This is a genomic window from Meridianimarinicoccus zhengii, assembly GCF_003254465.1.
Classification (GTDB): domain Bacteria; phylum Pseudomonadota; class Alphaproteobacteria; order Rhodobacterales; family Rhodobacteraceae; genus Meridianimarinicoccus; species Meridianimarinicoccus zhengii.
This window is the reverse complement of the sequence record NZ_QDFI01000002.1, coordinates 25,150-48,792: the sequence shown is the minus strand read 5'-3', so window position 1 is coordinate 48,792 and position 23,643 is coordinate 25,150. Positions and strand designations below refer to the sequence as shown.

Annotated in this window: 15 protein-coding genes; 14 read left to right on the top strand and 1 reads right to left on the bottom strand. The window is 67.0% G+C overall.

Annotation, left to right across the window (positions count from 1 at the left end):
- Window positions 1-84 precede the first annotated feature (84 nt).
- The 11 genes from DDE13_RS00975 to DDE13_RS00925 all read left to right on the top strand — a co-directional run bounded on the left by DDE13_RS00975 (window position 85) and on the right by DDE13_RS00925 (window position 14,435).
- Window positions 85-495, top strand: coding sequence for an RrF2 family transcriptional regulator (locus DDE13_RS00975; RefSeq protein WP_111400957.1), 411 nt, complete (start codon window positions 85-87; stop codon window positions 493-495).
- A 183-nt stretch (window positions 496-678) separates the two neighbouring features.
- Window positions 679-1,263 (top strand): ANTAR domain-containing response regulator, encoded by a 585-nt coding sequence (locus DDE13_RS00970; protein WP_111400877.1) that lies wholly within the window; start codon window positions 679-681, stop codon window positions 1,261-1,263.
- Complete coding sequence (locus tag DDE13_RS00965; protein ID WP_111400876.1) at window positions 1,260-2,435, top strand: CmpA/NrtA family ABC transporter substrate-binding protein; 1,176 nt, start codon at window positions 1,260-1,262, stop codon at window positions 2,433-2,435. The genes DDE13_RS00970 and DDE13_RS00965 overlap by 4 nt, the downstream gene beginning before the upstream one ends.
- A 257-nt stretch (window positions 2,436-2,692) precedes the next feature.
- A complete protein-coding gene (locus tag DDE13_RS00960; protein WP_111400875.1) occupies window positions 2,693-4,060 on the top strand; it encodes a CmpA/NrtA family ABC transporter substrate-binding protein in 1,368 nt (455 codons plus the stop codon).
- Between the two features lie 176 nt (window positions 4,061-4,236).
- On the top strand, window positions 4,237-5,322 hold the full coding sequence (locus DDE13_RS00955) for an ABC transporter permease (protein ID WP_111400874.1): 1,086 nt from the start codon (window positions 4,237-4,239) through the stop codon (window positions 5,320-5,322).
- 10 nt (window positions 5,323-5,332) lie between these two features.
- On the top strand, window positions 5,333-7,009 hold the full coding sequence (locus DDE13_RS00950; protein ID WP_111400873.1) for an ABC transporter ATP-binding protein: 1,677 nt from the start codon (window positions 5,333-5,335) through the stop codon (window positions 7,007-7,009).
- Window positions 7,010-7,013: 4 nt separating this feature from the next.
- Window positions 7,014-9,446, top strand: coding sequence for a nitrite reductase large subunit NirB (nirB, locus tag DDE13_RS00945; RefSeq protein ID WP_111400872.1), 2,433 nt, complete (start codon window positions 7,014-7,016; stop codon window positions 9,444-9,446).
- Window positions 9,443-9,784 carry a nitrite reductase small subunit NirD gene (gene nirD / locus DDE13_RS00940; protein ID WP_111400871.1) on the top strand — a complete coding sequence of 114 codons (342 nt, stop codon included), beginning with the start codon at window positions 9,443-9,445 and terminating at the stop codon, window positions 9,782-9,784. Before nirB ends, nirD begins: the two co-directional genes overlap by 4 nt.
- The gene (locus DDE13_RS00935; RefSeq protein ID WP_111400870.1) at window positions 9,784-12,414 is read left to right on the top strand and encodes a nitrate reductase; all 2,631 of its coding nucleotides are present in this window, start codon (window positions 9,784-9,786) and stop codon (window positions 12,412-12,414) included. The genes nirD and DDE13_RS00935 overlap by 1 nt, the downstream gene beginning before the upstream one ends.
- Entirely contained in the window at window positions 12,411-13,310 is a 900-nt protein-coding gene (locus tag DDE13_RS00930) for a glycosyl transferase family protein (RefSeq protein ID WP_111400869.1), read from the top strand. The genes DDE13_RS00935 and DDE13_RS00930 overlap by 4 nt, the downstream gene beginning before the upstream one ends.
- A 12-nt stretch (window positions 13,311-13,322) precedes the next feature.
- A complete protein-coding gene (locus DDE13_RS00925; protein WP_222626000.1) occupies window positions 13,323-14,435 on the top strand; it encodes an SAM-dependent methyltransferase in 1,113 nt (370 codons plus the stop codon).
- A gap of 187 nt (window positions 14,436-14,622) precedes the next feature.
- On the opposite strand, the gene DDE13_RS00920 is transcribed toward DDE13_RS00925, so the two are convergent.
- Window positions 14,623-15,429: a helix-turn-helix domain-containing protein gene (locus DDE13_RS00920; protein WP_328587829.1), complete on the bottom strand. Its 807-nt coding sequence runs from the start codon at window positions 15,427-15,429 to the stop codon at window positions 14,623-14,625.
- A 140-nt stretch (window positions 15,430-15,569) separates the two neighbouring features.
- Between DDE13_RS00920 and DDE13_RS00915 the strand changes: the two genes are divergently transcribed.
- From DDE13_RS00915 to narH, 3 genes are all read left to right on the top strand, one after another.
- A complete protein-coding gene (locus DDE13_RS00915) occupies window positions 15,570-18,293 on the top strand; it encodes a nitrate/nitrite transporter (protein ID WP_111400867.1) in 2,724 nt (907 codons plus the stop codon).
- Window positions 18,294-18,360: 67 nt separating this feature from the next.
- Window positions 18,361-22,119 (top strand): nitrate reductase subunit alpha, encoded by a 3,759-nt coding sequence (locus DDE13_RS00910; protein ID WP_111400866.1) that lies wholly within the window; start codon window positions 18,361-18,363, stop codon window positions 22,117-22,119.
- Window positions 22,116-23,642, top strand: a complete 1,527-nt coding sequence (gene narH / locus DDE13_RS00905; RefSeq protein WP_111400865.1) for a nitrate reductase subunit beta — start codon at window positions 22,116-22,118, stop codon at window positions 23,640-23,642. Before DDE13_RS00910 ends, narH begins: the two co-directional genes overlap by 4 nt.
- Window position 23,643 lies beyond the last annotated feature (1 nt).

Here is a 23,643-nt window from a genome sequence, read left to right as displayed (position 1 = left end):
CCCGGTGCCGGGCAGGAATTAGCATCTGAAATGCGCATACGCGCGGCCATTACGCAAATCAAATACCAAATCAGGAGCGCGACCTTGCGCCTCACATCCTTCACCGATTACGGGCTGCGCGTGCTGATGCGCATGGCGGGCGATCCGTCCCGCGCCTTCACCGCGGCCGAGCTTGCCACCGAGTTCCGGGTATCGCGCAATCATCTCGCCAAGGTGATCTCGGCCCTTGCGGCGGCAGGCGTTCTGAAGACCCGGCGCGGCGGCGGCGGTGGCGCGGTCCTCGCCCGTGCACCCGCGGAAATCCGCCTCGGCGACGTCGTACAGCGCCTCGAAGCCGACCAGGCCATGGTGGAATGTTTCGCGGCGGGCAATGCGTGTACTTTGACACCGGACTGCCGCCTGAAGGCCCGGCTTGCCCACGCAGAGACCGCCTTCATCGCCGATCTCAACCGCGGCACGCTCGCGGACTGCATCTACCGCCCGGCACCGGGCTGACGCGGCACGCCCCCCGCGGCCGATCCCGCACCGGTCCAGGCCCGGCCAGCCGCCGCCGTCCTGCGCGCGCTGCCCGGATCTTCGGCAGCCGCCGCCCAGAATGCCCGGCGCAACGCCGCACGGCGTCTCGCTCCGGCATTTCCCGCTTGTGCCCGCGACCGCAGCCGGGGCAGGTGCTGCACCATGACCAGAGCACTGACAATCGTCGTCGTCGAAGAGGATCGGGACAGGGCCATGTCCATCGTGGATGCCCTGCGCGACAGCGGCGACCACGAGGTGCACGTGATCGGCTCGGTCACGGGGCTGGCGCGCAAGATCGCCGCCCATGCCCCCGACGTGGTGCTGATCGACATCGACAATCCCACCCGCGACATGCTGGAGGAACTGACCCTCGCCTCGGGTCCGCTGGAACGCCCCGTGGCCATGTTCGTCTCCGGCGAAGCCGGGGGGCTGGCGGGCGCGGCGGTGGAGGCGGGCGTATCCGCCTATGTCGTCGACGGGCTCCACCCCGCGCGGCTGAAACCGGTGATGGACACGGCCATCGCGCGCTTCCGCATGATGCGCCAGATGCGCAACGAACTGGCCGAAACCCGCCGCGCGCTGGAGGAACGCAAGGTCATCGACCGTGCCAAGGGCCTGCTTATGAAGGCCAAGGGCATCGACGAGGATGCGGCATATGCCCTGCTGCGCAAGACCGCGATGGACCAGGGCCGCCGCGTCGCCGACGTGGCGGAGGCGCTGGTGACGGCCTCGGGCCTGCTGCGATGAAGCCGGTCACCGTGCCTGTCGCCTTCGTGCCGCTGCTGGATGCGGCACCGCTGGTGATCGCGCAGGAGATGGGCTTCGCCGAGGCGGAGGGCATCGCGCTCGACCTGATCCCGGCGCCAAGCTGGTCGTCGGTGCGCGACATGCTGGCCTTCGGGCGGGTCGATGCCGCGCATCTGCTGTCGCCGGTGCCGGTAGCCATGGCGATGGGGCTGGGCGGCGTGCGCCAGCCCGTGTCGGCGGTATCGGTGCTGTCGGTGAACGGAAACGTGATCTGCGTCAGCCGCGCGCTGGAAGACCGCTTGCGCGACGCGGGCTACGGGTTCGATTTTGCCGACCCGCAGCGCGCTGCGGCGGCGCTGGCGGCCGCGGGCGGCGACCGGATCGTGTTCGGTGTGCCCTTTCCCTTCTCGATGCATGTGGAATTGCTGCGCTACTGGATCGAAGGCACGGCACTGGCCGGAGCCCAGATCGAAATCCGCACCGTGCCGCCGCCGCTGATGGCGCAGGCGATGGCCGAGGGCGATCTCGATGCCTTTTGCGTGGGGGAGCCGTGGGGGTCCGTCGCCGTGGATGCGGGCGCGGGGGCGCTGTTGCTGCCGGGCCGGGCGATCTGGGCCTTCGCCCCCGAAAAGGTGCTGGCCGTGCGCACCGACTGGGCGGAAACCGAACCGCACCTGCTGGGCCGGCTGATGCGCGCCGTGTGGAAGGCCGGGCAATGGTTGTCGCAACCCGGCAGCCGCACCGCCGCCGCCGAGATCCTGTCGCGGTCTGCATGGCTCGACATGCCGTCGGAACTTGTGGACCGGGCGCTGAGCGGGCGGTTCACCCTGTCCGGACGGGCCGAACAGCGGCAGGTGGACGGATTCGTGGGCTTTCATCGGGGCGCGGCAACCTTTCCGTGGCGCAGCCAGGCGCGCTGGATCGCGCGACGGCTAGCCCATCGCCACGGCCTGCCCGCGGGTCCGGCCGAGGACGCCGCGGCCGCCGTGTTCCGCAGCGATCTCTACCGGCTGCACCTCGCAGGCACCGACGCGGACCTGCCCGGTGCGTCGGCCAAGATCGAAGGCACGATTCGCCATCCAATGGCCGTCGCATCCCGCAAGGGGCAGATGACGCTGCTGCCCGACGCGTTCTTCGATGGACGCATTTTTGACCCGGATACCGCCGACTGATCGTTTCTTGTGCAGGTGGCCGGTGCCTGAGGGCACTGTTCCATCATTCCGTCGCTGCACTGCAACAAAACGCTTCGCGGCGGGCGCGAGGCAGGTCTACCGACAATCAGGCCCGCAATGGCGTGGGCCAAGGAATTCTCCCACCGTCAGGGACAAGCTGAGCAAAGCCGCTCGCGCCGCACCGATCAATTGGGTGCAGGTGCAGCGGCTTTTTTGCGTTTTCGGCCCCGAGCCGGGCCACACCGAAAGGAACGGGCATGAAACATCTGATGATCGGGTTGATGGCCTCCACCGCGCTGGCCGGGGCCGCAGCGGCCCAGATGCTGGAGCTGGAAAAGGACGAGCTGACCTTCGGCTTCATCAAGCTGACCGACATGGCCCCGCTCGCCGTGGCCTACGAGCAGGGGTATTTCCTCGACGAAGGTCTCTTCGTGACGTTGGAGGCGCAGGCCAACTGGAAGGTCCTGCTGGACGGGGTCATCGACGGGCAGCTGGACGGGGCGCACATGCTGGCCGGCCAGCCACTGGCCGCCACCATCGGTTTCGGGACCGAGGCGCACATCGTCACGCCATTCTCCATGGACCTGAACGGCAACGGCATCACGGTCAGCAACGAGGTGTGGGACATGATGCGCCCGCACATCGCCAGCATGGATGACGGCCGTCCCCAGCACCCGATCTCGGCCGAGGCGCTCGCGCCGGTGGTCGAACAGTTCCGCAGTGAAGGCAAGCCCTTCAACATGGGCATGGTCTTCCCCGTCTCCACCCACAATTACGAGTTGCGCTACTGGCTTGCCGCCGGTGGCCTGCATCCGGGCTATTACAGCCCCGAGAACGTCACGGGCCAGATCGGCGCGGACGTGTTCCTGTCGGTGACCCCGCCGCCGCAGATGCCCGCCACGCTGGAGGCCGGCACGATCCACGGCTATTGCGTGGGCGAGCCGTGGAACCAGCAGGCGGTGTTCAAGGGCATCGGCGTGCCGGTCATCACCGATTACCAGATCTGGAAGAACAACCCCGAAAAGGTATTCGGCATCACCGCCGCATTCGCGGAGGAAAACCCCAACACTACGCTTGCGGTGACCAAGGCGCTGATCCGGGCGGCCATGTGGCTCGATGCGAACGACAACGCCAACCGGCCCGAGGCCGTCGAGATCCTCGCACGCCCCGAATATGTCGGCGCGGACGCCGAGGTCATCGCCAACTCGATGACCGGGTTCTTCGAATTCGAAAAGGGCGACCGCCGGGACATCCCCGATTTCAACGTGTTCTTCCGCTACAACGCGACCTACCCGTTCTATTCGGATGCCGTGTGGTACCTGACCCAGATGCGCCGCTGGGGACAGATCGCCGAACCCAGGTCCGACGACTGGTACGACGAGGTCGCCCGGTCCGTCTACAAGCCCGAAATCTATCTCGAAGCCGCCCGGATCCTCGTGGACGAAGGGCTCGCCAACGAGGTCGATTTCCCCTGGGACAGCGATGGCTACAAGGCGCCGACCCCGGCGGCCGACGTCATCGACGGCATCGCCTATGACGGGCGCGCGCCGAATGCGTATCTCGAAAGCCTGCCGATCGGGTTGAAGGGCGACCAGATCGTCACCGGCGCCGGCGTCGAAGGCTGACACTGTCCCCGCCCGTCGCGCCCCAACGGGTGCGGAGCGGGCGGGGCAGGGCGCGGGCCATCGCCGCCAAGTGGTCCGCGCCGAGTCATACAGGAGTCCGACAAGAGTCCTACACGATTCCGACGCCCGCATTTCGCCCCTCAGCCGACGCTCGCCCCGCCAAGGAGCCCCCCACAATGACCACGACAGACCCCGGTTTCATCGCCGCCGACCCGGACCGCGCCGCCCGCCGCGCGCGCCTTTTCACCCGCATCAACGCCGCCGACAGGTGGTTCCAGGTGCTCGGCTTATCCTGGATCACGCCCATGCTGCGCGCCGCGGCAGGCGACAACCCCCGCGCGCAAGTGGCTGAATTGTGGCGGCTTCTGGTCGTCCCGCTGCTGGCCATCGCCGCGTTCCTCGTGATGTGGGGCACGCTGGCACCGCAGGTGCAGACGAGCCTGGGGGCCATACCCGGCCCGGCACAGGTCTGGTCCGAATTCGTCACCCTGCACGAAGACGCGCAGGCCAAGGCCGAAAAGCGCGAGAAGTTCGAAGCGATGGTCGAAACCCGCAACCAGCGCCTGATCGACGCCGGACGCAGCGACGAGGTCAAGTCCATCGCCTACACCGGCGCGCCCAGCTATTACGACCAGATCTGGACGTCGATCCAGACCGTGTTCTTCGGCTTCCTGATCGCCACCGTCGTCGCCGTGCCGCTGGGCATCCTGGCCGGGCTTTCGCCCACGGCCAACGCCGCGCTGAACCCGCTCATCCAGATCTTCAAGCCGGTCTCGCCGCTCGCATGGCTGCCCATCGTCACCATGATCGTGTCGGCCATGTCATCGGGCAATGAAGGGCTGCTTGCGAAATCCTTCGTGATCTCGGCCGTGACCGTCACGCTCTGCTCGCTCTGGCCCACGCTCATCAACACCGCGCTCGGCGTGGCGAGCATCGACCGGGACCTAATCAACGTCTCGCGCGTGCTGAAGATGAACACCTGGACCAAGATCACCAAGCTGGTCCTGCCATCCGCGCTGCCGCTGATCTTCACCGGGCTGCGGCTGAGCCTCGGCGTAGGCTGGATGGTGCTGATCGCGGCGGAAATGCTGGCTCAGAACCCGGGTCTTGGGAAATTCGTGTGGGACGAGTTCCAGAACGGGTCGTCCAGCAGCCTTGCGCGGATCATGGTCGCTGTGCTGACCATCGGCGTGATCGGCTTCCTGCTCGACCGGGTGATGTACGCGCTGCAATCGCTTTTCACCTTCTCGAACAACCGTTGAGGAGAGGGCCATGACCGTTCTCGAATTCAAGGGCGTCTCGAATTCCTTCGGCACCGGCACAGCCCGCAAGGACGTGCTGCGCGACATCGACCTGCGCGTGCAGGAGGGGGAGTTCCTTGTGCTGCTGGGTTTTTCCGGCAGCGGCAAGACCACGCTCATCAACCTGATGGCGGGGCTGACGGCGCCCACCAGCGGCACCGTCACCTACAAGGGCCGTCCGGTCACCGAACCCGGGCGCGAACGCGGCGTGATCTTCCAGAACTATTCGCTGATGCCGTGGCTGACCGTTTCGGGCAACGTGGCGCTGGCGGTGGACACGGTCTTTCCGGGTCTCAGCCGGGCGGAACGCGCCGCCAAGGTGGATCGCTACGTTTCCATGGTGGGCCTGTCCCACGCCGCCGCCCGCCGCCCGGCCGAACTGTCCGGCGGGATGCGCCAGCGGGTCAACGTGGCGCGCGCGCTGGCGATGGACCCGGAGATGCTGCTGCTGGACGAGCCGCTTTCCGCGCTCGACGCGCTGACTCGCGCCAACCTTGCCGAAGAAATCGAACGCATCTGGGAAGCCGACCAGAAGACCTGTGTCCTGATCACCAACGACGTGGACGAGGCGATCCTGCTCGCCGACCGGATCATCGCGCTGAACCCCGATGGCACGCTGGGCGACGAGTTCCGCGTCACGATCCCCCGCCCACGCGACCGCACCACGATGAACACCGACCCGGTGTTCAAGGCGCTGCGCGCGCGGGTGACGACCTACCTGATGGACGTGGGGATCGCGGCGAAGGTCGATGGCGACCGCGTGCTGCCCAACGTCACCCCGATCCACGCCCTGCCCGCCGCCGTGCGGACGGTACAGGACGGGCTGATCGACGACCGGTTTCTCGATTTCAGCCAGTTGCACAAGGTCTATCCGACGCCGAAAGGCCCCCTGACCGTGGTCGAGGGGTTCGATCTGAAGGTGAACCGGGGCGAATTCATCTCGCTCATCGGTCATTCGGGCTGCGGCAAGTCGACGGTGCTGACCATGGCGGCGGGGCTGAACGCCATCACGAAGGGCGCGATCAAGCTCGATGGCCGCCATGTCGAAGGGGCCGACCCGGAACGCGCGGTGGTGTTCCAGTCGCCGTCACTGTTTCCCTGGCTGACCGCGCGGGAAAACGTGGCGATCGGGGTGGACAAGGTCTATCCCCGCGCGTCGCGGGCCGAACGGCAGGACGTGGTGGATTACTACCTCGAACGGGTGGGACTGGCCGACGCCATGGACCGCGCCGCGTCGGACCTGTCGAACGGCATGAAACAGCGCGTCGGGATCGCGCGGGCCTTCGCGCTGTCGCCCAAACTGCTACTGCTGGACGAGCCGTTCGGGATGCTCGACAGCCTGACCCGGTGGGAGTTGCAGGAAGTGCTGATGGAGGTCTGGTCGCGCACCAAGGTCACCGCGATCTGCGTCACCCATGACGTGGATGAGGCGATCCTGCTGGCCGACCGGGTGGTGATGATGACTAACGGCCCGCAGGCCACCATCGGCAAGATCACCGACGTGAAACTGCCGCGCCCGCGCACCCGCAAGGCGCTGCTGGAGCACCCGGATTATTACGCCTACCGGCAGGAGGTGCTCGATTTCCTCGAAGAATACGAACACGGCGCGCGTCCGAAACCGGCGCCCAAGCCGTTGGCCGCGGAGTGACCCCATGACCCAGAAACTCGTCATCATCGGGGCCGGGATGGCCTCGGGTCGGGTGATCGACCACCTGACCGATACCGCGCCCGACGCGTTCGACATCACGCTCGTGAACGCCGAGCCGCGCGGGAACTACAACCGAATCATGCTGTCGCCGGTACTGTCGGGCGAGAAGACGTATGACGACATCGTCACCCATGACGACGCGTTCTACGCGAAGCACGGCATCGCCACGCGCTTCGGCACCGCCGTCACCGCCATCGAGCGCGCGGGCAAGACCGTGACCGTGGGCGCGGACACGCTGTCCTATGACAAGCTGCTGATCGCGACCGGATCGGCGCCCTTCATCATCCCGGTGCCGGGGCGCGACTTGCCGGGCGTCGTGACCTACCGCGATCTCGACGACACCAACGCCATGATCGCCGCGGCGGACCAGGGCGGCAAGGCCGTGGTCATCGGCGGCGGCCTGCTGGGGTTGGAGGCCGCGGCAGGGTTGGCGGAACGCGGCATGGACGTGACCGTGCTGCACCTGATGGGCCACTTGATGGAACGGCAGCTCGACCCCGCCGCAGGATACCTTCTGCGCCGCGATCTGGAAGCGCGCGGCATCACCGTGCGCACGCAGGCCGTGACCAAGGCGATCATCGGCAACGGCCGGGCCGAGGCGGTGCTGCTGGAAGACGGCACCACCCTGCCCGCCGATCTTGTGGTGATGGCCGTGGGGATCCGCCCGGAAACCCGCCTTGCCACCGATGCGGGGCTGGAGGTCGGGCGCGGCATCGTCGTGAACGCGCAGATGGAAACCTCCGACCCCGATATCATGGCCGTGGGCGAATGTGTCGAATGTGCCGGGCAGCTCTTCGGTCTGGTGGCACCGCTTTACGATCAGGCGAAGGTCGTGGCGGCGGGGCTGACGGGCACGCCCGCCGTGTTCCTCCCCAAGGACACCGCCACCAAGCTGAAGGTCACAGGCTGTGATCTGTTCAGCGCGGGCGATTTCGCCGACGGGCCGGGGCGCGAGGATATCGTCTTCCGCGATCCGGGTCGAGGCATCTACAAGCGGCTGGTGATCGAGGACGACCGGCTGGTGGGTGCGGTCATGTACGGCGACACCGCCGACGGCAACTGGTTCTTCGGGCTGATCAAGGACGGCACCGATATCGAACCCATGCGGGAGGCACTGATCTTCGGCCCCGCGGCGCAGGGGGGTGCCGCCGCGGACCCTTTGTCAGCCGTTGCAGCCTTGCCGCCTGAGGCGGAAATCTGTGGCTGCAACGGCGTGTGCAAGGGGACCATCGTGTCCGCCATCGATGGCGGGGCGACCGATCTGGGCGCCGTGCGCGCGGCCACCAAGGCAAGTGCATCATGCGGCACCTGCACCGGGCTGGTCGAACAGCTTTTGCAGGTGACGCTTGGCGACGGCTTCGTGAAGCCCACGGCGCAACCGATCTGCGGCTGCACCCATCTGACCCACGAAGACGTGCGGCGGCTCATCAAGACCACGCCGCTGAAATCGCAAGAGGCCGTCTGGCAGGACCTTGGCTGGACGACCCGCAACGGCTGCCATGTCTGCCGCCCCGCGATCAATTTCTACCTGCTCGCGGACTGGCCGCTGGAGTATCGTGACGATCCGCAAAGCCGCTTCGTGAACGAACGCAAGCACGCCAACATCCAGAAGGACGGCACCTTTTCCGTGGTCCCGCGCATGTGGGGCGGCATCACCACCCCGCAGGAACTGCGCGCCATCGCGGATGCGGCGGACAAGTACGCCGTGCCCACGGTCAAGGTCACGGGCGGGCAGCGCATCGACCTTCTGGGCGTGAAGGGCGAGGACCTGCCCGCCATCTGGGCGGACCTCAACCGCGCGGGGCTGGTCAGCGGACACGCCTATTCCAAGGGGCTGCGCACGGTGAAGACCTGTGTCGGGACCGACCATTGCCGGTTCGGCACGCAGGACAGCACCGGGCTGGGGATCAGGCTGGAGAAGGCGCTTTGGGGCTCATGGACGCCCCACAAGGTCAAGCTCGCGGTATCCGGCTGCCCGCGCAACTGCGCCGAGGCGACCTGCAAGGACGTAGGCATCGTCTGCGTGGACAGCGGCTACCAGGTCGGCGTCGCGGGGGCCGCGGGCATGGACGTGAAGGAAACCGAACGGCTGGCGGACGTGGCCACGGAACAGGAGGCGATCGACCTCACCGTCGCCTTCATCCAGCTCTATCGCGAGAACGCCAAGTACCTCGACCGGCCCTACAAATGGGTGGCGAAGGTGGGCCTCGACTGGGTCAAGGCGCGCGTGGTCGATGACCTGACCGAACGTCAGCGCCTGATCGACGCCTTCGCGCTGTCGCAATCCATCTACCAGAAGGACCCCTGGGCGGAGCTTGCGGCGGACCCCGCGCGCTTCGCCCCCCTTGCCGACCTGACGCTGGAGGCCGCGGAATGACCGGATTCACCTGGCTCGACATCGCAGCGGTGGACGACATCCCGCTGCGCGGCGCCCGCAAGATCAAGACGGCGATGGGCTGCGTGGCCTTGTTCCGCACCGGCCCGGAGGAGGCTTTCGCCGCGACCGACCGCTGCCCGCACAAGGGCGGTCCGCTGTCCGAAGGGATCGTGCACGGCCAATCCGTGACCTGCCCGCTGCACAACTGGGTGTTCGACCTGAACACCGGGCAGGCGCAGGGTGCGGATGCGGGCAGCATCGCGGTTCATCCCGTGCGGGTCGAAGGCGGCCGCGTGCTGATCGACGCCGCAGCACTTCTCCGGCCGCCGGCCGCGTGATGAACGGCACCACTTTGCCTGCGGTGAAATCCGCCTGCCCCTACTGCGGGGTGGGTTGCGGCGTCCTGCTGACCCCGGACGGCGTGGGCGGGCTGGCGGTGCGCGGCGACCCGGACCACCCGGCGAACTTCGGGCGGCTCTGTTCCAAGGGCACGGCGCTGGGGGATACCGTGGGGCTGGAGGGGCGGCTGCTGACCCCGCGCGTGGACGGGACGGACACCGACTGGGACAGCGCGCTGCAACTCGTGGCCGACCGGTTCCGCGACACCATCGCGGCGCACGGTCCGGACAGCGTGGCCTTCTACGTGTCAGGCCAGTTGCTGACCGAGGATTACTACGTCGCCAACAAGCTGGTGAAGGGCTTCATCGGGTCCGCGAACATCGACACCAATTCGCGGCTCTGCATGGCGTCCACCGTGGCCGGGCACCGCCGCGCCTTCGGCACCGATACCGTGCCGGGGACCTATGACGATCTCGATACCGCCGATCTTGTGGTGCTGGTGGGATCGAACCCTGCTTGGTGCCACCCGGTGCTGCACCAGCGGCTTCTGGCGGCGCGCAAGGCGCGGGGAACCAAGATCGTGGTCGTGGACCCGCGCCGGACGGCAAGCTGCGACCGGGCCGACCTGCATCTGCCCCTCGCCCCCGGCAGCGACGTAGCCCTGTTCAACCGGCTGCTGGTGCATTGCGCCGACACCGGGATCGTGGACCGGGATTTCCTTGCCCACACCTACGGCTTCAACGCGGCCCTTGCCGCGGCGCGCGCCTGCGATCCTGCCGCAACCGGGCTCCCCGCCGACCAGATCGAAACCTTCTGCCGCATGTGGGGCGACCACGACCGGGTCGTGACAGTCTTCAGCCAGGGCGTGAACCAGTCCTCCAGCGGCACCGACAAGGTCAATGCGATCCTCAACTGCCATCTGGCGGCCGGGCGGATCGGGCGGCCCGGCATGGGGCCCTTCAGCGTCACCGGCCAGCCCAACGCCATGGGCGGGCGCGAGGTGGGGGGGCTGGCCAACATGCTCGCCTGCCACATGGATCTGGAAAACGCCGATCACCGCGCCGCCGTCCAGCGGTTCTGGGGCGCCCCTGCCATGCCCGACCGCGCCGGGCTGAAGGCGGTGGACATGTTCCGCGCCGTGGCAGATGGGCGCATTCGCGCGCTCTGGATCATCCACACCAACCCGGCGGTGTCCATGCCCGATGCGGTTGCCGTGGCCGACGCCATCGCGGCCTGCCCCTTTACCGTGGTCAGCGACATCACCCCCGCCACCGACACGGCACGGCTGGCCGATGTGCTGTTGCCCACAACCGCATGGGGCGAAAAGGACGGCACCGTCACCAATTCCGACCGGATCATCAGCCGCCAGCGCGCCGCCCTGCCAGCCCCCGGTGCCGCCCGCCCCGACTGGGCGATCCTCGCCGAGGTGGGGCGCCGCATGGGCTGGCGCGACGCATTTGCCTATGACGCGCCTGCGCAGATCTTCCGCGAACATGCCGCCCTGTCCGGGATCGCGGGCGGCTTCGGGCGGGATTTCGACATCTCGGGTCTCGCCGATCTGGACGACGCTGGCTACGCCGCGCTGGACCCGGTGCGCTGGCCCGTCACCGCGACACGCAGCGGCGGGCGGTTCTTCGGCGACGGGCGGTTCTTCCATGCGGACGGTCGCGCGCGGATCGTGGCCGTCAGCCATCGCCCGCCCGCGGCGAAGACGGAACCGCGCTACCCCTTCCGGCTCAACACCGGGCGCATCCGCGACCAGTGGCACACGATGACGCGCACGGCGCTCAGCCCGCGGCTGTCGGCGCATCTGGCGGAGCCGTTCGTGGAGCTGCATCCCGATGACGCGTCCCGGCTGGGCATCGCGCCCGCCGACCTCGTGGCGCTGGACAGCCTGCGGGGCCGCGCGATCCTGCGCGCGAGGGTGACCGACAGCGTGCAGCCCGGACAGGTCTTCGCGCCCATGCACTGGACGGGAGAAACGGCACCTTCGGCCCGGATCGACCGGCTGGTGCCCGCCGTGACCGACCCGATTTCGGGCCAGCCCGAAAGCAAGGCCGCGGTGGTGGCCCTGCGCCGCTGGCCCGCCGCGTGGTATGGCTTCGCCGTGTCCGCAATGCCGATGGCGCCGGATGCGCCCTACTGGGCCATGGCGCGGACCCATGCTGGCTGGCGGGCGGAGCTTGCCGGAACGACGCCAGTGGCGGACTGGGAGGCCGAGGCGCGCCGCCTGTTCGCCGTGCCCGACGCCGATGCGACCTCGTTCCACGACCCGGCACGCGGGCTGGCGCGTGTGGCGCTGTCCTGCGCGGGGCAACTGGTGGGGGCGATCTTCGTCGCCGCCGCGCCCGTGGCAGTGATGCGCGACTATCTTGTGACGCTGCCGGGTACGAACGCGGCGGACGTGCTGTCCGGGCGGCCGGCGGCGGGGCGGCCCGACCCCGGCCCGGTCCTGTGCGCGTGCTTCGGCGTGGGCGTGAACACGATCCTGCGGGCCATCGACGCGGACGGTCTGACCGATCCGGACGCGGTGGGCGCGGCCCTGCAGGCGGGCACCAACTGCGGTTCATGCCGCCCGGAAATCGCAGCGCTGCTGGACGGCGCCTTGCAAAGGGCGGCAGCGGAATGAGCCTCGCGGACCATGTGCGGACGCTGGGGCGGGGGCCGGGCCGGTCCCGGTCGCTGACACGGGCCGAGGCGGCGGACGCCATGCGCCTGATGCTGTCGGGCGATGCGGCCCCCGAAGCGGTCGGCGCGCTCCTGATGCTGCTGCGCATGAAGGGCGAGACCGCCGACGAGATCGCGGGCTTCGCGGCGGCGGCACAGGCGGCCATGCCGCCCGTTGGACCTGTCGATCTGGACTGGCCCTGCTACGCCGCCGGGCGCACGCGGGGGGCACCGCTGTTCCTGCACTCGGCGCGGGCGGTGGCGCGGGCCGGGCACCGGGTGCTGATCCACGGCTGGAACGGCGGCGACGACGCGGTGCGCGCGGGGCTGGTACAGGCCGGTATCGCCATGGCCGACAGTCCGGACCGGGCGGCGCACCTGCTGGACCTGGACGGCATCGCCTACCTGCCGCTGGAAGCCGCGCATCCCGCGCTCTTCGGGCTTTTGCGGCTGCGGTCGGTGCTCGGCCTGCGGTCCTGCGTCAACACCGTCTGCCGGATGCTCAACCCCGGACGCGCGCCCGCCAGCGTGCAGGGCGTGTTCCACCCATCCTACCGGCTGCTCCAGGCCGACGCGGCGCAGCGTCTGGACTGGGACCGGCTGACCGTCATCAAGGGCGGTGGCGGCGAGTTCGAACGCAACCCGGCCAAGATGGTCGCCGCCTTCGGGTTGCGCGACGGGGCGGCGTGGCAGGTCGACCTGCCGCCCGTGTGGAATTGCGCCGCCGAACCGCGCCCCGGTTCTGACCTGCCTGCACACTTGTCCCCGTTCGAGACCGCGATGGTCGCGGAGACAACCGCGCTGGCGCTCGACACGCTGGGCACGGCCGCGACTGCCGCTCATGCCCAACCCGCCTGACAGGAGCCCATGATGAAAAGCTTCCCCATGTTCATCCGCACCACGGGCCGCCGGGTCGTCGTGGTGGGTGGCGGCGAACAGGCCGCGCAGAAGATGCGGCTATTGCTCAAGACCGATGCCGATCTCGTGGTGGTGGCGCGCAATCCCGACCCGGAACTGGCCGCGCTCGTGGCATCCGGGCGCGTCGCCTGCACGCCGAACCTGTCGGCGGCCGTGTTCGCGGGCGCCGCGATGGGCTTCATCGGCACCGGTTGCCCCGGCTTCGACGCCGCAGCCTACGGACTGGCGCAGGCCGCGGGCTGCCCGGTGAACGTGGTGGACCGGCCCGAACTGTGCGACCTGACGACCCCCGCCATCGTGGACCGTGACCCGGTGGTCGTAGCCATCGGCAGCGAAGGCACGGCACCGGTGCTGACGCGCGAGATCAAGACGACGCTGGAAACGCTGCTGCCCCAGAACCTCGGCGGCTTGGCGGCACTGGCCGGGCGGCTGCGGGAGGCCGTGGCGCAAAGGGTGCCGCAAGAGCAGCGCCGCACCTTCTGGGGCTGGGTGTTCCGAGGCAGCCCGCGTGCGGACTGGACGCAAGGGGCCGAACGCGGTGCCATCACCGCCATCAAGGCCGCCATTGCCGCAGGCCACGCCCCCGACACCGATACCGCCGGGCGCATCTCGTTCGTGGGCGCGGGGCCGGGCGCGCGGGATCTTCTGACCCTGCGCGCGGTGCAGCGCCTGCAGGACGCCGACGTGGTTTTTTACGACAGGCCGGGGGATGCGGAGTTGCTGGAGCTTGCCCGGCGCGATGCCGAACGGGTGTTCGTTGGCACGCATATGGGCGCCAAGGCGTGGCCGCGAGAGCGCATCGTCGGCGTCATTCTGGCCGAGGCGCGGAAGGGCCGCCGCGTCGTGCGCCTGACTCCGGACGACCCGGGCAGCTTCGAACGACTGGACGATGAACGCCATGCCGCCCGGGCCGCCGGTATCGCCGTCGATATCGTTCCGGGTGTGACGCGCACGGATGGGCGGGATAGTGATGAATCCGCCACCGATACGCACCGCCTCGCAAGGGTCGTCCGCAGATCGACGGGATCGGCTGGCCTTGTGTCGCACGGCGCGACGGGCGCCTGAACGGCGCGGCGGCGGCCCCGTTGCTGTGTTCGAACCGGCTGGCGTCGTTTGCGCGGCTAATTTCGGGCGATGCCTGTGCCCCGTTGTGCCCGATGCCGACTGCGCCCCAGTCGCATTAGTTCGGTGCAGGCCCGCGGCCCCGCGCGCGGCGCAAGGGGCCGTGATCCCCGCCGGACCCGGCCTCGGCTCAGGTCGCGAGATCGTCGATCAAAGGGTTCGGCTTGGCGAAACACTCGATCGCGTTCTGGTCGGTGACGGTAACGCGGGTGCCGTCGACGACGACGCCATGACCCCGCAGCCCCTTGATCGCGCGGCTGAGGTTTTCGGGCGTCATCCCGAGCACTGATGCCAGCCTGCGTTTCTCGAGATCCATGTCGAAGACCGGCTTGCCACCGGCCCGGCGCTGCTGGCGCAGCAGGAAATTCGCAACCCGTTCGCGCGAATTGCGCAGCTTGAGTTCCTTCTGGGACTTGACGACGGACCGGTAGCAGGTCGCGAGTTCCGCAACGATGGCGCGGGCAAAGTTGCCGTCCGCATCGAAGACCGCGCGCACATCGGCGCTTGGGATCAGCGCGATCCGGCTTTTTTCCATCGTACGCGCCGACATCAGATAGGGCGCATCACGGACCGTCGCCGCAAGGATGAACGTGGAAATGGGCCGGACAGTGGCCATGCTGGTGTCGCGGCCGTTCCACGACGTGAACAGGTCGACCGCGCCCGCCATCACCACGTGCAGGAAATCGCTGTGTTCCCCTTCGGCGATGAGTTCAATCTGGGGCGGAAAGCTCTGGACATAGGCCCCGCGCATCAACGCGCGGAAATGCGCGTCGTCCATGCCCGCGAAGAGATCGAGTCGCCGAACCTCGGAGAATTCAGAATCGGACATCGGTGGCTTCCCTTCGCGCGGCAGCAGGGTGGGCAGAGAATTGATTTTTGTCAATTTGTCACGCGACAAAGGTGGATCTCGCGTTTGCACATGCCTGCGGGCGGACATGACATTTATCTATAACCCTTTATTTCAAAGCGACAAATTCGCCCGAACTGATCTGGATCAAACCTTTTCTGCTGACGCCGCGCCATGGGTCGGACCAACCTTGAGAAGGGTTGCAACGACAATTTGCCGGAGGCCCTGCCATGCAGACCGAAGCCACAGCCAGCCCCGCGGACCAGACCCGCGCGCTGGCGCTGAGCACCGTCGCCTTCACCGCGTGTTTCGCGGTCTGGACGATCTTTTCCATCATCGGCGTGGCCATCAAGGCGGAGCTGGGCCTGACCGAAGCCCAGTTCGGCCTGCTGGTGGCCACCCCGATCCTGACCGGGTCCGTCACCCGCCTGTTTCTGGGCGTGTGGACCGAGAAATACGGCGGCCGGCTGGTATTTTCGTCGCAGATGATCCTGACCGCGCTCGCCACATGGGCGCTGACGCTGGCCGACAGCTACATCATGTATCTGATCGCGGCGCTTGGCATCGGGCTTGCGGGCGGCTCGTTCATCATCGGCGTGGCCTATGTGAGCCGCTGGTACGACGCGGGCCACCAGGGCACGGCGCTGGGGATCTTCGGCGCCGGTAATGTTGGCGCTGCGGTGACCAAGTTCGTCGCCCCCTTCGTCATGGTGGCCTATGGCTGGCATGGCGTAGCCTATGTCTGGGCGGCGGCGCTGGCGACGATCGGCGTGCTGTTCTTCATCCTGGCCAAGGACGATCCCGAGCTGGTCGAACGCCGCCGCACGGGCGCCAAGGCGCCGTCGCTGGCGCAGCAATTCGCGCCGCTCAAGAATCTCCAGGTCTGGCGCTTCTCGCTCTACTACTTCTTCGTGTTCGGCGCATTCGTGGCGCTGGCGTTGTGGATGCCCCACTACCTGATCGACGTCTACGGGATCGACGTGCGCTTCGCCGGCATGGCGGCCGCGTCCTTCAGCCTGTCGGCCTCGCTGTTCCGGGCCTATGGCGGGCACCTGTCCGACAAGTTCGGCGCGCGGACGGTCATGTACTGGACCTTCGGCTTCAGCCTCGTGTTCCTGTTCATGCTGTCCTACCCGCCCACCGACTACGTGATCGCGGGCAAGAACGGTCCGATCGTCTTTTCCACGCAGATGGGCCTGTGGCCCTTCATCGCCACCCTGTTCGGGCTCGGCTTCTTCATGAGCCTCGGCAAGGCGGCGGTGTTCAAGCATATCCCGGTCTACTACCCCAAGCATGTCGGCGCGGTCGGCGGACTTGTGGGGATGATCGGCGGGCTTGGCGGGTTCGTGCTGCCCATCGCCTTCGGCGCGCTGCTGGACCTGACCGGCATCTACACGTCGTGCTTCGCCCTTCTGTTCCTGCTGGTGGCGGTCGCCCTGGCATGGATGCACCTGTCGGTCCGGGCGATGGAACGGGCCGCGCATGGCGACGCGCTCGACCGGCTGCCGGAACTTCCCGAAATGCAAGCCATTCACCACCCCGAGAAAACTGCGATGCCCCGCGTGCTGGAAGACTGGCGTCCCGAGGACGCGCAGTTCTGGGCCGACAAGGGCCGGGCCGTCGCACGGCGCAACCTGTGGATCTCGATCCCCGCGCTGCTGTTGGCGTTCTCGGTCTGGATGGTGTGGTCGGTCGTCGTGGCGCGCCTGCCTGCCATCGGCTTCGACTTCACGCCGGGCCAGCTGTTCTGGCTGGCGGCGCTGCCGGGACTGTCCGGCGCGACGCTACGGATTTTCTACAGCTTCATGGTGCCGATCTTCGGCGGGCGGCTTTGGACCACGATTTCCACCGCGTCGCTGCTGCTGCCCGCGATGGGCATCGGATACGCGGTGCAGAACCCGGAGACGCCGTACCTGATCTTCCTCGTCCTCGCCCTTCTGTGCGGCTTCGGCGGTGGCAACTTCGCCTCTTCGATGGCCAATATCGGCTACTTCTTCCCGAAGGCGGAAAAGGGCAACGCGCTGGCGCTGAACGCGGGCCTCGGCAACCTCGGCGTGTCGGTGATGCAGTTCCTCGTGCCGATCGTCATCACGGCGGGGGTGTTCGGGGCACTGGGCGGCGAGCCGGTTACCATGTCGGACGGCGGCCAGTTGTGGATGCAGAACGCGGGCTTCGTCTGGGTGCCGTTCATCATCGCGGCCACCGTCGCGGCATGGGTCGGCATGAACGACATCGCGGATGCACGTGCCAGCTTCGCCGACCAGGCGGTGATCTTCGGGCGCAAGCATAACTGGCTGATGTGCATCCTTTATACCGGCACCTTCGGCAGCTTCATCGGCTATTCGGCAGGCTTCCCGCTGCTCACGAAGCTCGCCTTCCCCGAGATCAACGCGCTGAACTTCGTGTTCCTCGGGCCGCTTGTGGGGGCGCTCAGCCGCGCTGGCACCGGCTGGGTCAGCGACCGCTTCGGCGGCGGGCGGGTGACCTTCTGGACGTTCCTCGCCATGATCGCGGCGACGTTCGGGGTCATCACCTTCCTCGGGCTCGGATCGTTCGTGGGGTTCTTCGCCTGCTTCATGGCACTGTTCTTCCTGACCGGGGTCGGCAATGCGTCCACCTTCCAGATGATCCCGATCATCATGGGCCGCGAGGTGCCGCGCCTGATGCCGCATCTGGGGCTGGAGGAGCGCAAGCGCCAGATCGCCATGGAATCCGGCGCGATCACGGCCTTCACCTCGGCCATTGCGGCCTATGGCGCGTTCTTCATCCCCAAGGCCTACGGCACATCCATCGCGATGACCGGGTCGGCCGTGGGGGCGCTGTGGGCTTTCCTGATCTTCTACGCGATCTGCGTGGTGCTGACCTGGGTCGTCTACACGCGCCCCGGCGGGCTGCTGCACGACATCGAGCACGGTGGCAACGGGTCGGCGGACGCTGCCGCCCAACCCGCCTAGTGAACCAAACGCATGCGCGGGCGGCGCAGATCGCCGCCCGCACCCAGATACCCGAAAGGACAGCCAGATGAGCCATCTGCTCGACAGACTGAATTTCTTCCAGAGCAAGGAACTGGAGCAATTCTCGGACGGTTGGGGCCAGACCACGACCGAGAACCGCGACTGGGAAGACACCTACAGAAGCCGCTGGCGGCACGACAAGATCGTGCGCTCCACCCACGGGGTGAACTGCACCGGGTCCTGTTCATGGAAGATCTACGTCAAGTCCGGGATCGTCACGTGGGAAACCCAGCAGACCGATTATCCGCGCACCCGTGCGGGCCTGCCCAACCATGAACCGCGCGGCTGTGCGCGGGGCGCGTCCTACAGCTGGTATCTGTATTCGGCCAACCGGGTGAAGAACCCGCTGATCCGCGGCAGCCTGATGCGCGCGTGGCGGCAGTTGCGCGAAACGATGGAGCCCGTCGCCGCGTGGGCCGCGATCCAGAACGACCCCGAGTTGCGCGGGAGCTATACCAAAACGCGCGGCAAGGGCGGCTTCGTGCGCGCGACATGGGACGAGGCGACCGAGATCGTCGCCGCCGCCAACGCGCACACCGCCAAGGTCTGGGGGCCCGACCGGGTGTTCGGCTTCTCACCCATCCCGGCCATGTCGATGGTCAGCTATGCCGCCGGGTCGCGGTATCTGAGCCTTCTGGGCGGCACCTGCATGTCCTTCTACGACTGGTATTGCGACCTGCCGCCCGCGTCGCCGCAGACATGGGGCGAACAGACCGACGTGCCGGAATCGGCCGACTGGTACAATGCCGGTTTCCTGATGCTCTGGGGGTCGAACGTGCCCCAGACCCGGACGCCGGACGCGCATTTCTATACCGAGGTGCGCTATCGCGGCACCAAATCCGCGGTGGTCAGCCCGGACTATTCCGAAGCGGCGAAGTTCGGCGACATCTGGCTGAACCCGCAGGCCGGCACCGATGCGGCGCTGGCGATGGCGATGGGCCATGTCATCCTGCGCGAATACCATCTCGACCGGCAGGCCGCGTACTTCGAGGAGTACGCCCGCAAATACACCGACATGCCGATGCTGGTGCGGCTTGATGAAAAGGACGGCCACCTTGTGCCGGGCCGGATGCTGCGCGCCGACGATTTCCAGGACAAGCTGGGCGAGGCGAACAAGCCGGACTGGAAAACCGTCGCCTTTGACGAGGCATCGGGCGAGGTCGTGGTGCCCAACGGGTCCGTCGGCTTCCGCTGGGGCGAGGAAGGAAAGTGGAACCTCGAACAGCAGGCGAACGGGGCAGAGGCTCATCTGCGCCTGAGCCAGATCCTCGACAATGACCACGACACGGTCGTCGGCGTCGATTTCCCCTATTTCGGCGGGGCGGCCACGGGCGATTTCGTGAAATGCGACCACCCCGAGGTTCTGACCCGCAACATCCCCGCCCGGCGCGTCACGCTCGCCGACGGGCAGGAGGTGCTGGTCGCCACGGTGTTCGACCTGTTCTGCGCGAATTACGGGCTCGACCGCGGGCTGGGCGGCGACTGGGTGTCGAAGGATTTCAACGACGACAGCCCCTACACCCCCGCATGGGCCGAGAAGATCACCGGCGTTGACCGGGAAAAGATCATCGCGGTGGCCCGGGAATTCGCGGGCAATGCCGAAAAGACCCATGGCAAGTCCATGGTCATCCTCGGGGCCGGTCTGAACCACTGGTACCACATGGACATGAACTACCGCGGCATCATCAACATGCTGGTGATGTGCGGCTGCATCGGGCAGGAGGGCGGCGGCTGGTCGCATTACGTGGGTCAGGAGAAGCTGCGCCCGCAGACGGGCTGGCAGCCGTTGGCCTTCGCGCTCGACTGGAACCGCCCGCCGCGGCACATGAACTCCACCTCCTGCTGGTACGCGCATACCGACCAGTGGCGCTATGAGACGCTGCGCGCCGGTGAAATCCTGTCGCCCACGGCGCCCGAGGGCGACTGGGACATCAGCCTCATCGACTACAACATCCGTGCGGAGCGGATGGGCTGGCTGCCGTCGGCGCCGCAACTGAAGACCAACCCGCTGGAGGTATCGAAACAGGCCAGGGCGGCGGGAAAGGACATCAAGGATTACGTCGTCGAACAGTTGAAATCCGGCGATCTTCAGATGTCCTGCGAAGACCCGGACGCGCCGGAAAACTGGCCGCGCAACCTGTTCGTGTGGCGGTCCAACCTGCTGGGGTCGTCCGGCAAGGGACACGAGTATTTCCTCAAGCACCTTCTGGGCACCGATCACGGCGTGATGGGCAAGGACCTGGGCGAGGAAGGCGGCGTGATGCCGAAGGAGGCCGTGTGGCATGACGAAGCGCCAAAGGGGAAGCTCGACCTGCTGGTCTGCATCGACTTCCGCATGTCCACCACGGCGGTCTATTCCGACATCGTTCTGCCCACGGCCAGCTGGTACGAAAAGAACGACCTGAACACGTCGGACATGCACCCGTTCATCCACCCGCTGCAGGCGGCGGTGGACCCCGCCTACGAGTCGCGGTCGGACTGGGACATCTTCAAGTCGATCGTGAAGAAGTTCAGCGAGGTCGCGCCAGAGGTTCTGGGTGTCGAGACGGACATCGTCCAGCTTCCGCTGCTGCACGACACGCCGGGCGAGCTGGCGCAGGCCCATGTCAAGGACTGGAAAAAGGGTGAATGCGACCTGATCCCCGGCAAGACCGCGCCGAACTACATCGCGGTCGAACGGGATTATCCAAACCTCTACAAGAAGTTCACCTCAGTCGGGCCGCTTCTGGAAAAGCTCGGCAACGGCGGCAAGGGCATCACCTGGGACACCAAGGTCGAGGTCGGGCATCTGCGCGACCTGAACGGCGCGGTGCTGGACGAAGGCGTGTCGAAGGGCCAGCCGAAGCTGGAAACCGCCATCGACGCGGCGGAAATGATCCTGATGCTCGCGCCCGAAACCAACGGCGAGGTGGCCGTGAAGGCGTGGGAGGAACTGGAAAAACCCACCGGCCGCCACCACGCTCATCTGGCCGAAGGGGCGCATCACACCAAGATCCGCTTCCGCGATATCGCCGCGCAGCCGCGCAAGATCATCTCCAGCCCCACGTGGTCAGGGATCGAGTCGGAAGAGGTCTGCTACAACGCAGGCTATACCAACGTGCACGAACTGATCCCGTGGCGGACGCTCACGGGGCGCCAGCAACTCTATCAGGATCACCTGTGGATGCGGGCGTTCGGCGAAGGCTTCGTGGGCTACCGTCCGCCGGTGGACCTCAAGACCATCACCGCGGCCGTCAACAACGACGCGGCCGAGGGCAACCCGCATGTCGTGCTGAACTTCATCACGCCCCACCAGAAATGGGGCATCCATTCGACCTATACCGACAACCTGCTGATGCTGACGCTGAACAGGGGCGGGCCGGTCGTGTGGATGTCCGAGGTGGACGCCGGCAAGGCGGGGCTGGTCGATAACGACTGGGTCGAAGCGTACAACACCAACGGCGCGCTGACCGCGCGGGTGGTGGTGTCCCAGCGGATCAAGCAGGGCACGCTGTTCATGTACCACGCGCAGGAAAAGATCGTGAACACGCCCGGATCGGAAAAGACCGGCCATCGCGGCGGCATCCACAACTCGGTGACCCGCGCAACCCTGAAACCGACGCACATGATCGGCGGCTACGCGCAGCTGTCCTACGGGTTCAACTATTACGGCACCGTGGGCAGCAACCGCGACGAGTTCGTGATCGTGCGGAAGATGAAGAAGATCGACTGGCTCGACAAACCCGCAGCCCGGTCCGCAACCCGGAACGTGGAGGCAGCGGAATGAGAGTTCGTGCGCAAATCGGCAAGGTCCTGAACCTCGACAAATGCATCGGGTGTCACACCTGCTCGGTCACCTGCAAGAACGTGTGGACGACCCGCGACGGTGTCGAATACGCGTGGTTCAACAACGTCGAGACCAAGCCCGGCACCGGCTATCCCACGGACTGGGAGAACCAGAAACGCTGGAACGGCGGCTGGGCGCGGTCGGCCAGCGGCAAGCTGCACCCCAAGCAGGGGTCAAAGTGGCGGATCCTTGCCAACATCTTCGCCAACCCGGACCTGCCCGAGATCGACGATTACTACGAGCCGTTCGATTTCGACTATGACCACCTGAAATCCGCGCCCGAAATGCAGGCGTTCCCGACCGCCCGTCCACGGTCGCGGATCACCGGCGAACGGATGGAGAAGATCGAGAAGGGACCAAACTGGGAAGAAATCCTCGGCGGGGAATTCTCGAAGCGATCGGCTGACTACAACTTCGAGGACGTGCAGAAGGAAATCTATGGAGAGTATGAAAATACCTTCATGATGTATCTGCCGCGCCTGTGCGAGCATTGCCTGAACCCGACCTGTTCGGCGTCGTGCCCGTCGGGTGCCATCTACAAGCGCGAAGAAGACGGCATCGTCCTGATCGACCAGGAAAAATGCCGCGGCTGGCGGATGTGCATATCGGGCTGTCCCTACAAGAAGATCTACTACAACTGGGAATCCGGCAAATCCGAGAAATGCACCTTCTGCTATCCGCGGATCGAAAGCGGCCAGCCGACGGTGTGTTCGGAAACCTGCGTCGGGCGCATCCGCTATCTGGGCGTGATCCTCTATGATGCCGACAAGATCGAGGCGGCGGCGAGTGCCGAGCGCGAGACCGATCTTTACGGCGCGCAGATGGACGTGTTCCTCGATCCCAACGACCCGGAGGTAATCGCCGCCGCCCGCCGCGACGGCATCCCCGAGGACTGGATCGAGGCCGCCAAGATCAGCCCGGTCTGGAAGATGGCGATGGACTGGAAGGTCGCGTTTCCGCTGCACCCGGAATACAGGACGCTGCCCATGGTGTGGTATATCCCGCCGCTCTCGCCGATCCAGAACGCCGCTCAGGCCGGGCAGATCGCCATGAGCGACCAGATGCCGGACGTGCGCTCCCTGCGCATCCCGGTGAAGTACCTCGCCAACATGCTGACGGCGGGCGACGAGGAACCCATCGTGCACGCGCTGGAACGGATGTCGGCCATGCGGCTCTACATGCGCGCGCTGTCGGTGGACGGCGTGCGCGACGAAGGCATCGCCGCCCGTGTCGGCATGTCGGGCCGGATGATCGAGGACATGTACAAGATCATGGCGATTGCCGACTACGAGGACCGCTTCGCGATCCCCACGGCACATCGCGAACAGACCGAGGACGGCGCGGACATCCGCGGCGGCTGCGGCTTCACCGATGGCAATGGCTGTTCGAGCGGCACCAGCGGCAAGACCACCATGTTCGGCGGAAAGAAGAAGAGCTTCGCCCTTCCGACGGAGACGTTCTGAT

Excerpts from the sequence above, each read along its gene's own strand:
- nirD (WP_111400871.1), top strand. The coding sequence starts at position 9,443 with ATGACCGGATTCACCTGGCTCGACATCGCAGCGGTGGACGACATCCCG.
- nirB (WP_111400872.1), top strand. The coding sequence starts at position 7,014 with ATGACCCAGAAACTCGTCATCATCGGGGCCGGGATGGCCTCGGGTCGG.
- DDE13_RS00970 (WP_111400877.1), top strand. The coding sequence starts at position 679 with ATGACCAGAGCACTGACAATCGTCGTCGTCGAAGAGGATCGGGACAGG.
- DDE13_RS00915 (WP_111400867.1), top strand. The coding sequence starts at position 15,570 with ATGCAGACCGAAGCCACAGCCAGCCCCGCGGACCAGACCCGCGCGCTG.
- DDE13_RS00925 (WP_222626000.1), top strand. The coding sequence starts at position 13,323 with ATGAAAAGCTTCCCCATGTTCATCCGCACCACGGGCCGCCGGGTCGTC.
- DDE13_RS00950 (WP_111400873.1), top strand. The coding sequence starts at position 5,333 with ATGACCGTTCTCGAATTCAAGGGCGTCTCGAATTCCTTCGGCACCGGC.
- DDE13_RS00935 (WP_111400870.1), top strand. The coding sequence starts at position 9,784 with ATGAACGGCACCACTTTGCCTGCGGTGAAATCCGCCTGCCCCTACTGC.
- DDE13_RS00930 (WP_111400869.1), top strand. The coding sequence starts at position 12,411 with ATGAGCCTCGCGGACCATGTGCGGACGCTGGGGCGGGGGCCGGGCCGG.
- DDE13_RS00965 (WP_111400876.1), top strand. The coding sequence starts at position 1,260 with ATGAAGCCGGTCACCGTGCCTGTCGCCTTCGTGCCGCTGCTGGATGCG.
- DDE13_RS00910 (WP_111400866.1), top strand. The coding sequence starts at position 18,361 with ATGAGCCATCTGCTCGACAGACTGAATTTCTTCCAGAGCAAGGAACTG.
- DDE13_RS00960 (WP_111400875.1), top strand. The coding sequence starts at position 2,693 with ATGAAACATCTGATGATCGGGTTGATGGCCTCCACCGCGCTGGCCGGG.
- DDE13_RS00955 (WP_111400874.1), top strand. The coding sequence starts at position 4,237 with ATGACCACGACAGACCCCGGTTTCATCGCCGCCGACCCGGACCGCGCC.
- narH (WP_111400865.1), top strand. The coding sequence starts at position 22,116 with ATGAGAGTTCGTGCGCAAATCGGCAAGGTCCTGAACCTCGACAAATGC.
- DDE13_RS00920 (WP_328587829.1), bottom strand. The coding sequence starts at position 15,429 with ATGTCCGCCCGCAGGCATGTGCAAACGCGAGATCCACCTTTGTCGCGT.